The following is a 12,680-nucleotide window of genomic DNA, read 5'->3' as shown; positions in this document are numbered from 1 at the left end:
GCCGTCGGCGCAGATTGAATGTCAGACGGTGGTTTGCAGGCCGGCAACGGTGCGCGGCATGCCGACAAAACCGGGCAGCGCTTCGATACGCGAGAGCCAGGCGCGAACGTTAGCGTAGTCGTCCAGCGATACATTGCCTTCCGGCGCGTGGGCGATGTAGCTGTAGGCCGAGACATCGGCAATGGTCGGCTCAGTGCCCGCCAAATACGGGGTTTTGCCCAGTTCCAAGTCCATCACCTTGAGAAAATTGTGCGCGCGGGTGATGACTTCCTCAGCGTTGAACTTCGCCCCGAACACCGTGATCAGGCGGGCGGCGGCAGGACCGAAGGCAATCGGCCCGGCGGCTGCCGACAACCAGCGCTGCACATGCGCGGCGCCGACCGGATCACTTGGCAGCCAGCGGCCATTGCCGTATTTCTGTGCCAGGTAGACGAGAATCGCGTTGGAGTCGGCCAGTACCACGCCGTTGTCATCAATGGCCGGTACTTGCCCGAAGCTGTTGATCGCCAGGTAGCCGGGCTGTTTGTGCTCGCCTTTGGCCAGATCGACAAAGATCAGCTCGGTCGGCAGTTGCAACAGTGACAACATCAGCTCGACACGATGGGCGTGGCCGGAACGCGGGAAGTTGTAGAGTTTGATCGCTTGCATGGTCGACTCCGCTGGATGATGGCGCCGTTCAGGGTGGACGGCGGCCGTGGGAGCCATCTTCCACCTATCGTGAAAACAACAGAATCACCAGCAAACGCAATCCATTATTTCTATGGATGAAATAAAGCGGCATTTTTCAAGGCGGGATGCTCACGCAATGCGTTCACCATGAAGTCGACAAAACTGCGCACTCGCGCCGGCGCCTTGCGCCCGCCCTGATACACCACGTGGATCGGCAGCGCAGGCAGTTCGAATTCGGCAAGAACAATTTCCAGTTCGCCGGAAGCGACCTTGCTGGCCACCTGATAAGACAGCACCCGGGTGAGCCCCAGGCCTAGCGACGCCGCCGTGATCGCAGCCTGATTGGCCGTGACCACAAGGCGCGGCTCCGGTTTTACGCCAATCAGTTCACCGTGTTCCATGAATGGCCAACTGCGCTGTTGACCGATGGCCGATGTCGCCACCACCGGCGCCCCAGCCAAGGCCTGTGGATGGGCAGGCCGACCATGGACCGCGAAGTATTCCGGCGAGCCGCAAATCACCCGCCGTACCTCACCGACCCGGATAGCATGCTGATTGCTGTCCGGCAACTCGCCGATTCGCACCGCGACGTCGACGCCCTCCTCGACCATGCTCACCACCCGGTCGAGCAACAGGGCATTGATGGAAACGTCCGGGTATTGCGTCAGATAACGCGCCATCACCGGCGTGACAAACAGTTCACCGAATAAAACAGGCGCCGTCACCGTCAACTGCCCGCGGGGCTGGGCATGACTGCCGGCAGCGGAATCCTCCGCTTCCTGCACCTCGGCGAGAATTCTCCGACAGTCTTCCAGATAACGCAGGCCCGCTTCGCTCAAATGCACACTACGAGTGGTGCGGATCAACAACTGCGTACCGATCCGCTGCTCCAGCCCCGCCACCGCCCGGGTTACGCTGGCTGCCGACAAACCCAGGCGCCGCGCGGCAGCGGAGAAGCCCTGCTCCTGGGCGACGATGGCGAAAACCTGCATTTCCTGGAAGCGATCCATGGTGCCCTCGATCCGGATAAAAAAATCGCAGCCGAAGCTGCGATTTTATGGGGTGATCAGCTGTGGATAACTTATTCCACCGTCACCGACTTCGCCAGGTTACGCGGCTGATCCACGTCAGTGCCCTTGAGCACAGCGACGTAGTACGACAGCAGTTGCAGCGGAATGGTGTAGAGAATCGGCGACAGGATGTCGTGGATGTGCGGCATCTGCACCACGTGGGTGCCTTCGCCGTTGGTCATCCCGGCTTTTTCGTCGGCGAACACGATCAGTTCGCCGCCGCGGGCACGGACTTCCTGCAAGTTGGACTTGAGCTTCTCCAGCAGTTCGTTGTTCGGCGCGACGGTGACCACCGGCATGTCGTTATCCACAAGCGCCAGCGGGCCGTGTTTCAGTTCGCCGGCCGGGTAGGCTTCGGCGTGGATGTAAGAGATTTCCTTGAGCTTCAAGGCTCCTTCCATCGCCACCGGGAATTGCGCGCCACGACCCAGGAACAAGGTGTGGTTCTTCTCGGCGAACAGCTCGGCAATCTTTTCCACGGTGCCGTCCATCGCCAGGGCTTCGCCGAGGCGGGTTGGCAGACGGCGCAATTCTTCGACCAGTCTGGCTTCAACGCCATCGGCCAGCGTGCCACGTACCTGGCCCAGGGACAGCGTCAGCAACAGCAGACCCACCAGTTGCGTGGTGAAGGCTTTGGTCGAGGCCACGCCGATTTCACGACCGGCCTGGGTCAGCAGGGTCAGGTCCGACTCGCGCACCAGCGAACTGATGCCGACGTTGCAGATCGCCAGGCTGGCGAGGAAGCCCAGTTCCTTCGCGTTGCGCAGGGCGGCCAGGGTGTCGGCGGTTTCGCCGGACTGGGAGATGGTGACGAACAGGGTATCCGGCTGCACCACCACCTTGCGGTAGCGGAATTCACTGGCGACTTCGACCTGGCATGGAATCCCGGCCAGCTCTTCGAGCCAGTAACGGGCAACCATGCCGGCGTGATAGCTGGTGCCGCACGCCACGATCTGCACGTTGCGCACCTTGACGAACAGCTCGGCGGCCTGCGGGCCGAACGCTTGTACCAGAACCTGATTCTCGCTCAGGCGACCTTCGAGGGTACGTTGCACCACGACCGGCTGCTCGTGGATTTCCTTGAGCATGTAGTGGCGGTACTCGCCTTTTTCTGCCGCTTCGGCGCCATCGCTGTACTGCACAGTCTGGCGCTCGACCGCCTGGCCGTTCACGTCCCAGATCTGCACGCTGTCACGGCGGATCTCGGCGATATCGCCCTCTTCCAGGTACATGAAGCGGTCGGTCACCTGACGCAGGGCCAATTGATCGGAGGCGAGGAAGTTCTCGCCCAGACCCAGGCCGATCACCAGCGGACTGCCGCTGCGGGCAGCGACCAGACGATCCGGCTGCTGCGCGTTGATTACCGCCAGACCGTAAGCACCGTGCAGTTCCTTGACGGTGGCCTTGAGGGCAACGGTCAGATCGTGCAGATCCTTGAGCTTGTGGGTGAGCAGGTGTGCAATGACTTCGGTGTCGGTGTCCGAGGTGAACACGTAACCCAGCGCCTTGAGTTGTTCGCGCAGCGCTTCGTGGTTTTCGATGATGCCGTTGTGCACCACGGCGATGCCGCCGGAGAAATGCGGGTGGGCGTTACGTTCGTTCGGCGCACCATGGGTTGCCCAGCGGGTGTGGGCAATACCGAGGCGACCGACCAGTGGGTGCTCGGCCAGCGCAGCATCCAGTTCACTGACCTTGCCCACCCGGCGCGTGCGCTCGAGGGTTCCGTCGTTGGTCAAGACAGCGACGCCTGCACTGTCATAGCCCCGGTATTCCAGACGCTTGAGGCCTTCGAGCAGGATGGCGGTGATATTACGTTCAGCAACGGCGCCGACAATTCCACACATGCTTATTTCTCCTGACTGACAGTCGCGCAAATCAAGTTGATACCGCGAGCCTGAATCTGATCGCGTGCATCTAAAGGCAGGCGATCATCGGTAATTAGGGTATGGACACTGCTCCATGGCAGCTCCAGGTTGGGAATCTTGCGGCCGATCTTGTCGGCTTCGACCATCACGATCACTTCCCGCGCCACTTCCGCCATCACCCGGCTCAGGCCGAGCAATTCATTGAACGTGGTGGTACCTCGTACCAGGTCGATGCCATCGGCACCGATAAACAACTGGTCGAAGTCGTAAGAGCGTAGTACCTGCTCGGCGACCTGGCCCTGAAAGGATTCCGAGTGCGGATCCCAGGTGCCGCCGGTCATCAGCAGCACAGGCTCGTGCTCGAGCTCACTCAGGGCGTTGGCCACGTGCAGGGAATTGGTCATCACCACCAGTCCCGGCTGCTGGCCGAGCTCGGGGATCATGGCGGCGGTGGTGCTGCCGCTGTCGATGATGATGCGGGCGTGTTCACGGATGCGTTTGACCGCAGCCCGGGCAATCGCCTGCTTGTATTTGGAAACGTTGAGGCTGGTGTCTGCCACCAGCTCCTGCGGCATGGTGATGGCTCCGCCGTAGCGACGCAGCAGCAGGCCATGACCTTCCAAGGCAGCGAGATCCTTGCGAATCGTAACTTCGGAAGTTTCGAAGCGCTTGGCCAGTTCATCCACACTCACCTCGCCCTGCTCATTGAGCAAAGCCAGAATGTTGTGACGGCGCTGAGGTGTGTTGCGTTTCGACATGGCTGACTAAGTTTCGATTCGAAAGATAACGGAAGCAATCAAAACCTATCAGCTGCAAATCGTCAAGCCGACGCCCATAAAAAAAGACCGCTGGCGGCGGTCTTTTTTGATTCCAGCGTTGTGGATAACTTAGCTCTTCTTGATCTTCTCTGGCCGCTTCCAGCCATCGATGTTCTTCTGCCGCGCACGACCTACGGCCAATTGCGCGTTATCCACATTCTGGGTGATGGTTGAACCGGCTGCGGTGGTTGCACCGGCAGAGATATCCACAGGCGCCACCAGCGAGTTGTTGGAACCGATGAACACATCCTCACCCAGCACGGTTTTCCACTTGTTGGCGCCGTCGTAGTTGCAGGTGATGGTGCCGGCGCCGATGTTGGTGCGGGCACCGATCTCCGCATCGCCCAGATAAGTCAGGTGGCCGGCCTTGGCGCCCTCCCCCATCCGGGCGTTTTTCAGTTCGACGAAGTTACCCACATGGGCGCGGGCCTCCAGCACAGTGCCCGGACGCAGTCGGGCAAACGGGCCGGCATCGCTGCCTTCGCCCAACACCGCACCTTCGATGTGGCTGTTGGCCTTGATCACCACGCCTTTGCGCAGGGTGCTGTCCTTGATCACGCAATTCGGGCCGATAACTACGTCGTCCTCAATGACGACCTTGCCTTCGAGAATCACGTTGATGTCGATCAGCACATCGCGACCCACGGTCACTTCGCCACGTACATCGAAACGGGCCGGGTCGCGCAGGGTGACACCCTGAGCCATCAGTCGACGACCGGCGCGCAACTGGTAATGACGCTCCAGCTCGGACAGTTGTTTGCGATCGTTGGCGCCCTGCACTTCCATCGGGTCGTGAGGTTGTTCGGTGGCGACCGTCAGGCCGTCGCTGACTGCCATCTCGATCACGTCGGTCAGGTAATACTCGCCCTGCGCGTTGTTGTTCGACAGGCGACTCATCCAGTCCGCCAGGCGATTGGCCGGCACCGCCAGGATGCCGGTGTTGCCTTCAGTGATCGCCCGCTGTGCTTCGCTGGCGTCCTTGTGTTCGACGATCGCGGCGACCTTGCCATCGGCATCGCGCACGATGCGACCATAACCGGTCGGGTCGTCCAGCTCGACGGTGAGCAAACCCATCTGCCCGGGTACAACGTGCATGAGCAGACGCTGCAGGGTCTCGACTTCGATCAACGGCACATCGCCGTAGAGAATCAGTACGGTATCGGCGGTGATGAACGGAACAGCCTGGGCGGTGGCGTGGCCAGTGCCCAGTTGCTTGTCCTGCAGCACGAAATTCAGATCGTCAGCGGCCAGACGCTCGCGTACCACATCAGCGCCGTGACCGATGACGACATGAATGCGCTGTGGATCAAGTTGACGGGCGCTGTGGATAACATGGCCAAGCATGGAATCGCCGGCAATCGGGTGCAGCACTTTTGGCAGCGCGGAACGCATGCGGGTGCCTTGACCGGCCGCGAGGATAACGATTTCAAGAGACATGACTGGCTACCAATCCTGGGTGGTCAGCAACTGCGACCGGGTTTGTAGAATTCTGAAAAGAAAAAAGGGTAGCCGAGGCTACCCTTTTTTATCAATCGCACAACAAGTGGCTGACGGATTAACCGCCAAACTTCTTGCGGATCTGCTGGACGGTGCGCAGCTGAGCTGCAGCCTCGGCCAGACGTGCGGACGCAGCTCCGTAGTCGAAATCTGCGCTCTTCTCATGCAGAGCAGCTTCGGCAGCCTTGAGAGCTGCTTGAGCCTGAGCTTCATCCAGGTCGGCGGCACGTTGCACGGTATCGGCAAGCACCTTGACCATGTTCGGCTGAACCTCGAGGAAACCACCGGAGATGTAGAACACCTCGGCTTCCCCGCCTTGCTTGATCAGGCGGATCGGACCTGGCTTCAGATTAGTGATCAGCGGCGCGTGGCCCAGAGCGATACCAAGATCACCCAGAGCACCGTGCGCAATCACCATCTCGACCAGGCCGGAAAAGATTTCTCCTTCCGCGCTGACGATGTCGCAATGGACTGTCATAGCCATCTGATTGCCTCAACCTAAATTAGCGCCCGTTGCCGGGCGCCTGGATTACAGTTTCTTGGCTTTCTCGATCGCTTCTTCGATGCCGCCGACCATGTAGAACGCTTGTTCTGGCAGGTGGTCGTAGTCACCGTTGAGGATGCCTTTGAAGCCAGCAATGGTGTCTTTCAGGGAAACGTATTTACCCGAAGCACCGGTGAAGACTTCAGCCACGAAGAACGGCTGCGACAAGAAGCGCTGGATCTTACGAGCACGGTTTACCAACTGCTTGTCGGCTTCCGACAGCTCGTCCATACCCAGGATCGCGATGATGTCCTTCAGCTCTTTGTAACGCTGCAGCACGTACTGAACACCACGAGCGGTCTCGTAGTGATCGTTGCCGATCACGTTCGGGTCCAGCTGACGCGAAGTCGAGTCCAGTGGGTCTACCGCCGGGTAGATACCCAGAGAAGCGATGTCACGGGACAGAACGACGGTGGCGTCCAGGTGAGCAAACGTGGTCGCTGGCGACGGGTCAGTCAAGTCGTCCGCTGGTACGTATACGGCCTGGATCGAAGTAATCGAACCTTGCTTGGTCGAAGTGATGCGCTCTTGCAGCACGCCCATCTCTTCAGCCAGGGTCGGCTGGTAACCTACTGCCGAAGGCATACGGCCCAGCAGTGCGGATACTTCGGTACCGGCCAGGGTGTAACGATAGATGTTGTCGACGAACAGCAGAACGTCGTTACCTTCGTCACGGAACTTCTCGGCCATGGTCAGACCGGTCAGCGCTACGCGCAGACGGTTTCCCGGTGGCTCGTTCATCTGACCGTAGACCAGGGCTACCTTGTCGAGAACGTTGGAGTCCTTCATCTCGTGGTAGAAGTCGTTACCCTCACGAGTACGCTCACCCACACCGGCGAACACGGAATAACCGCTGTGCTCGATGGCGATGTTACGGATCAGTTCCATCATGTTTACGGTCTTGCCTACACCGGCACCACCGAACAGACCGACTTTACCGCCCTTGGCGAACGGGCAAACCAGGTCGATAACCTTGATGCCTGTTTCCAGCAGCTCGTTGCCACCGGCTTGTTCAGCGAAGGAAGGAGCGGCGCGGTGGATACCCCAGCGCTCTTCTTCGCCGATCGGGCCAGCTTCGTCGATCGGGTTGCCCAGTACGTCCATGATCCGGCCCAGAGTCGCTTTACCGACCGGTACGGAGATGGCTGCGCCAGTGTTGTTGACGTCCAGACCGCGCTTCAAGCCTTCGGTGGAGCCCATCGCAATGGTACGAACCACGCCGTCGCCCAGCTGCTGCTGAACTTCCAGAGTGGTTTCGGCGCCTTGAACCTTCAAGGCGTCGTAGATGCTCGGTACGCTGTCGCGTGGAAATTCCACGTCGATAACGGCGCCGATGATTTGAACGATACGTCCGCTACTCATAGCTGGATCCTCTGAATATTTGAACCGTTAAACCGCGGCAGCGCCGCCGACGATTTCCGAGATCTCTTGGGTGATCGCAGCCTGACGCGCCTTGTTGTAGATCAGCTGCAAATCGCTGATCAAATCACCGGCGTTGTCGGTAGCGTTCTTCATCGCGATCATCCGCGCAGCCTGTTCAGCCGCGTTGTTCTCGACCACCGCCTGGTACACCTGCGACTCCACGTAACGCACCATCAAGCCGTCAAGCAGCTCTTTGGCGTCTGGTTCGTAGAGGTAGTCCCAGTGGTGCTTGAGTTCTTGATCCGGGGTCGCCACCAGTGGAATCAACTGCTCCACGGTAGGCTGTTGCGTCATGGTGTTGATGAACTTGTTGGATACCACGGACAGGCGGTCAATACGGCCGTCCAGATAGGCATCCAGCATCACCTTGACGCTGCCGATCAGATCATTGATCGACGGCTCTTCACCCAGGTGGCTGATAGCTGCAACGACGTTACCGCCGAAGTTGCGGAAAAAGGCCGCACCCTTGCTACCAACGACACACAGATCGATCTCGACGCCGTTTTCGCGGTTTACCGCCATGTCCTTGACCAGGGCCTTGAACAGGTTGGTGTTCAAGCCGCCGCACAGACCACGGTCACTGCTCACTACGACATAACCGACGCGCTTTACTTCGCGATCGATCATGAACGGGTGGCGGTATTCCGGGTTGGCGTTGGCCAGATGCCCAATTACCTGGCGGATACGCTCCGCATAAGGACGGCTAGCAGCCATGCGCATTTGTGCCTTGCGCATTTTGCTGACCGCCACTTTTTCCATGGCGCTGGTAATTTTTTGCGTGCTTTTGATGCTCGCAATCTTACTGCGAATCTCTTTTGCGCCTGCCATGTAACACCTATCAGGTTAGCAAGCGGGAGCCTTGCGGCTCCCGCTGCGGCTTACCAGGTTTGGGTGGCCTTGAACTTCTCGATACCAGCCTTCAGGCCAGCGTCGATTTCGTCATTGAAGTCACCTTTAACGTTGATCTTGGCCATCAAATCGGCGTGATCGCGGTTGAAGAAAGCGATCAGCGCTTGTTCGAAGCTGCCGATCTTGGTGATTTCGATGTCGGTCAGGAACCCACGCTCAGCGGCATACAGCGACAGCGACATGTCGGCGATCGACATTGGCGCGTATTGCTTCTGCTTCATCAGCTCGGTAACGCGCTGACCATGCTCAAGTTGCTTGCGGGTCGCTTCGTCCAGGTCAGAAGCGAACTGGGCGAATGCCGCCAGTTCACGGTACTGAGCCAGAGCGGTACGGATACCACCGGACAGCTTCTTGATGATCTTGGTCTGAGCGGCACCACCCACACGGGATACCGAAACACCGGCGTTCACTGCAGGGCGGATGCCCGAGTTGAACATGGCCGATTCCAGGAAGATCTGACCGTCGGTGATGGAAATCACGTTGGTCGGAACGAACGCGGAAACGTCGCCAGCCTGGGTTTCGATGATCGGCAGTGCGGTCAGGGAACCGGTTTTGCCGGTCACTGCGCCGTTGGTGAACTTCTCTACGTACTCTTCGGAAACGCGGGATGCGCGCTCCAGCAGACGGGAGTGGAGATAGAACACGTCGCCTGGGTAAGCTTCACGGCCTGGTGGACGGCGCAGCAGCAGGGAAATCTGGCGGTAAGCCACTGCTTGCTTGGACAGATCGTCATAAACGATCAGCGCGTCTTCACCGCGGTCGCGGAAGAATTCACCCATGGTGCAACCGGAGTACGGAGCCAGGAATTGCAGTGCTGCAGATTCCGAAGCGCTCGCTGCAACGATGATGGTGTTAGCCAGTGCACCGTTTTCTTCCAGCTTGCGAACCACGTTGGCGATGGTCGATTGCTTCTGACCGATTGCCACGTAGACGCAGAAAATGCCGCTGTCTTTCTGGTTGATGATCGCGTCGATCGCCAGAGCGGTTTTACCGATCTGACGGTCACCGATGATCAGCTCACGCTGGCCACGGCCGACAGGGATCATGGCATCGACAGCCTTGTAGCCAGTCTGTACAGGCTGGTCTACCGACTTACGCCAGATCACGCCCGGAGCAACTTTCTCGACCGCGTCGGTCTCGGTGTTGCCCAGTGGACCTTTGCCGTCAACAGGGTTACCCAGTGCGTCGACAACGCGACCCAGCAGTTCCTTACCAACCGGAACTTCGAGGATGCGGCCGGTGCACTTGGCGCTCATGCCTTCAGCCAGAGTCGTGTATGCGCCCAGTACAACGGCACCTACGGAGTCTTGCTCCAGGTTGAGGGCCATACCGTAGACGCCGCCCGGAAACTCGATCATCTCGCCGTACATGACGTCGGCCAGACCGTGAATCCGCACGATACCGTCAGATACGCTGACGACAGTGCCTTCGTTACGGGCTTGGGAGGTCACATCGAGCTTTTCGATGCGGCCCTTGATAATTTCACTTATTTCGGAAGGATTGAGTTGCTGCATTGCTCTGCTGCCCCTTCAAACTCAAGATTTCAATGCTTCGGCAAGTTTCGCGATTTTGCCGCGAATCGAGCCATCGATAACCAGGTCGCCGGCGCGGATGACCACCCCCCCGATAAGGGAGCTGTCTTCCTCGACTTGCAGGCGCACTTCCCGGTTGAGTCGTGCACTGAGAACCTTGGCGAGTTTGTCTTGCTGTTCTTGGTTCAATGCAAAAGCACTGGTCACTTCAACGTCTACCGATTTCTCTTGCTCGGCCTTGTACAGGTCAAACAGAGCGGCGATCTCCGGCAGAAGCGGGAGACGGTCGTTTTCGGCAACGACATTGATGAAGTTCTGTGCCTTGGCATCAAACTTGTCGCCGCACACGTCAATGAACGTGGCGGCCTTTTCTGCGCTCGTCAGTCGCGGGGCCTTGAGCACGCGCTGCATGGTGTCGTCTTGCGACACCGCTGCTGCCAGGCCGAGCATGGCTGACCAATTGGCCAGTTGCTGGTGGGCCTGAGCGTGCTCGAAGGCCGCCTTAGCGTAAGGTCGGGCCAACGTGGTCAGTTCTGCCATGATCGCCCTCGCTTAGATTTCAGCAGCCAGTTGGTTAACCAGCTCTGCGTGCGCGTTTTGATCGATTGTGGCACCCAGGATCTTCTCGGCGCCGCCGACAGCCAGCAAGCCCACTTGGGCGCGCAGCTTGTCTTTGACGCTGTTCAGTTCCTGTTCGATCTCGGCTTGAGCCTGAACCTTCACACGGTCAGCGTCGATGCGGGCCTTTTCAACGGCCTCTTCGACAATCTGGTTACCGCGTTTCTTGGCTTGCTCGATGATTTCAGCTGCCTGAGCTTTCGCTTCGCGCAGTTGCTGACCCGCTTTTTCTTGGGCCAACTCCAGGTCGCGAGCTGCACGGCTGGCAGCGTCCAGACCATCAGCGATCTTCTTTTGACGTTCGTGCAGAGCTGCGATGACCGGAGGCCATACGAACTTCATGCAGAACAGTACAAAAATCAGGAACGCAACGGACTGGCCAATCAGGGTCGCATTAATGTTCACGCCAACACCTCGCAGTTACGTTGTCCATCACACCAAATCACTCGGAGATCCGAATGATTAGCCAGCGATCTGACCAACGAACGGGTTCGCAAAGGTGAAGAACAGAGCGATACCAACACCGATCATGGTTACGGCGTCGAGCAGACCGGCAACGATGAACATTTTAACTTGCAGCATTGGAACCATTTCTGGCTGACGCGCTGCGCCTTCCAGGAACTTGCCGCCCAGCAGGCCGAAACCAATTGCGGTACCCAGTGCGCCCAGGCCGATCAACAGTGCAACAGCGATAGCGGTTAGACCAACTACAGTTTCCATCTTTCCTCCCGACTTTTACGTCGTATGGTTTAGGTTTTTTAGATTAAAGCGGTAAAACAAATCGTTTCATGGTGCCCCGTGAGGAGCCCCTTCCCGTTTGACCGGGAAGGACATCAGACTAGTCGAGACTGGTCTTAATGGTTTTCTTCGTGCGCCATCGACAGGTAAACGATGGTCAGCATCATGAAGATGAACGCCTGCAGGGTGATGATCAGGATGTGGAACACAGCCCACGCCCACTGCAGGACAACACCCAGGCCGCTCAGCCAGAGCAGGCCGCTGCCGAACATCACAGCGATCAGGATGAACACCAGCTCGCCGGCATACATGTTGCCGAACAGACGCAGAGCCAGAGAGATCGGTTTGGCGATCAGGGTCACGAATTCCAGCAGGAAGTTCACCGGGATCAGCAGAGCCTGAACGAAGATGTTCTTGCTGCCGAACGGGTGCAGGGTCAGCTCGCCGATGAAGCCGCCGAGGCCCTTGACCTTGATGCTATAGAAAATGATCAGTGCGAAAACCGAGAACGCCATGCCCAGGGTCGCGTTCGGGTCGGTAGTCGACACGGCGCGGAACGGGATGTGGTGATCGCCGGAGATCAGGATGGCCAGCTGAGGAATCCAGTCGACCGGTACCAGATCGACGGCGTTCATCAGAAACACCCAGACGAAGATGGTCAGTGCCAGCGGTGCGATCACCGGGCTACGGCCATGGAAGCTGTCTTTCACGCTGCCATCGACGAATTCGACCAGGACTTCAACGAAGTTCTGCAGTGCACCCGGCTGACCGGAAGTCGCCTTCTTGGCCGCCATGCGGAAAAGAAGAACGAAGATCAGACCCAGCGCGACCGACCAGCCGAGAGTATCGACGTGGAAAGCCCAGAAGCCCATTTCCTTGGCTTCTGCTGCGGTGTGGGCAAAGCCCCAGCCGCCGTTGGGTAGCTGACCGAAGGTCAGGTTCTGCAAGTGGTGCTGGATATAGCCCGAAGCGGTTGTTTCTGCCATGGTTGCCTCAAA

13 protein-coding genes are annotated in these 12,680 nt (G+C 58.7%); all 13 read right to left on the bottom strand.

The window, feature by feature from the left end; genetic code table 11:
- Positions 1-21: 21 nt before the first annotated feature.
- Positions 22-648, bottom strand: a complete 627-nt coding sequence (locus tag JKA62_RS23620) for a glutathione S-transferase family protein (protein WP_041475473.1) — start codon at positions 646-648, stop codon at positions 22-24.
- 110 nt (positions 649-758) lie between these two features.
- Positions 759-1,679, bottom strand: coding sequence for a LysR family transcriptional regulator (locus JKA62_RS23615; RefSeq protein WP_201819692.1), 921 nt, complete (start codon positions 1,677-1,679; stop codon positions 759-761).
- A gap of 71 nt (positions 1,680-1,750) precedes the next feature.
- Positions 1,751-3,583, bottom strand: coding sequence for a glutamine--fructose-6-phosphate transaminase (isomerizing) (gene glmS / locus JKA62_RS23610; RefSeq protein WP_011336713.1), 1,833 nt, complete (start codon positions 3,581-3,583; stop codon positions 1,751-1,753).
- Positions 3,584-3,585: 2 nt separating this feature from the next.
- Entirely contained in the window at positions 3,586-4,362 is a 777-nt protein-coding gene (locus JKA62_RS23605) for a DeoR/GlpR family DNA-binding transcription regulator (RefSeq protein ID WP_011336714.1), read from the bottom strand.
- Positions 4,363-4,491: 129 nt separating this feature from the next.
- Positions 4,492-5,859, bottom strand: a complete 1,368-nt coding sequence (gene glmU / locus JKA62_RS23600) for a bifunctional UDP-N-acetylglucosamine diphosphorylase/glucosamine-1-phosphate N-acetyltransferase GlmU (protein ID WP_201819690.1) — start codon at positions 5,857-5,859, stop codon at positions 4,492-4,494.
- Positions 5,860-5,977: 118 nt separating this feature from the next.
- Positions 5,978-6,403, bottom strand: a complete 426-nt coding sequence (locus JKA62_RS23595; RefSeq protein WP_007954164.1) for a F0F1 ATP synthase subunit epsilon — start codon at positions 6,401-6,403, stop codon at positions 5,978-5,980.
- A gap of 45 nt (positions 6,404-6,448) precedes the next feature.
- Positions 6,449-7,825, bottom strand: a complete 1,377-nt coding sequence (gene atpD, locus JKA62_RS23590; RefSeq protein WP_007954162.1) for a F0F1 ATP synthase subunit beta — start codon at positions 7,823-7,825, stop codon at positions 6,449-6,451.
- Positions 7,826-7,852: 27 nt separating this feature from the next.
- Complete coding sequence (gene atpG / locus JKA62_RS23585) at positions 7,853-8,713, bottom strand: F0F1 ATP synthase subunit gamma (protein ID WP_007954161.1); 861 nt, start codon at positions 8,711-8,713, stop codon at positions 7,853-7,855.
- Between the two features lie 50 nt (positions 8,714-8,763).
- Positions 8,764-10,308 (bottom strand): F0F1 ATP synthase subunit alpha, encoded by a 1,545-nt coding sequence (gene atpA / locus JKA62_RS23580; RefSeq protein ID WP_011336716.1) that lies wholly within the window; start codon positions 10,306-10,308, stop codon positions 8,764-8,766.
- Positions 10,309-10,329: 21 nt separating this feature from the next.
- Positions 10,330-10,866, bottom strand: coding sequence for a F0F1 ATP synthase subunit delta (locus JKA62_RS23575; RefSeq protein WP_011336717.1), 537 nt, complete (start codon positions 10,864-10,866; stop codon positions 10,330-10,332).
- 12 nt (positions 10,867-10,878) lie between these two features.
- On the bottom strand, positions 10,879-11,349 hold the full coding sequence (locus JKA62_RS23570) for a F0F1 ATP synthase subunit B (RefSeq protein ID WP_011336718.1): 471 nt from the start codon (positions 11,347-11,349) through the stop codon (positions 10,879-10,881).
- Positions 11,350-11,406: 57 nt separating this feature from the next.
- On the bottom strand, positions 11,407-11,664 hold the full coding sequence (gene atpE, locus JKA62_RS23565) for a F0F1 ATP synthase subunit C (RefSeq protein WP_003097235.1): 258 nt from the start codon (positions 11,662-11,664) through the stop codon (positions 11,407-11,409).
- Between the two features lie 134 nt (positions 11,665-11,798).
- Positions 11,799-12,668, bottom strand: coding sequence for a F0F1 ATP synthase subunit A (atpB, locus tag JKA62_RS23560; RefSeq protein ID WP_007954148.1), 870 nt, complete (start codon positions 12,666-12,668; stop codon positions 11,799-11,801).
- Positions 12,669-12,680: the final 12 nt, after the last annotated feature.

This window comes from Pseudomonas sp. B7 (assembly GCF_016735645.1).
Classification (GTDB): domain Bacteria; phylum Pseudomonadota; class Gammaproteobacteria; order Pseudomonadales; family Pseudomonadaceae; genus Aquipseudomonas; species Aquipseudomonas glycinae.
Note: the sequence above shows the minus strand (reverse complement) of the source record. Positions and strands in the feature narration are given on the sequence as shown.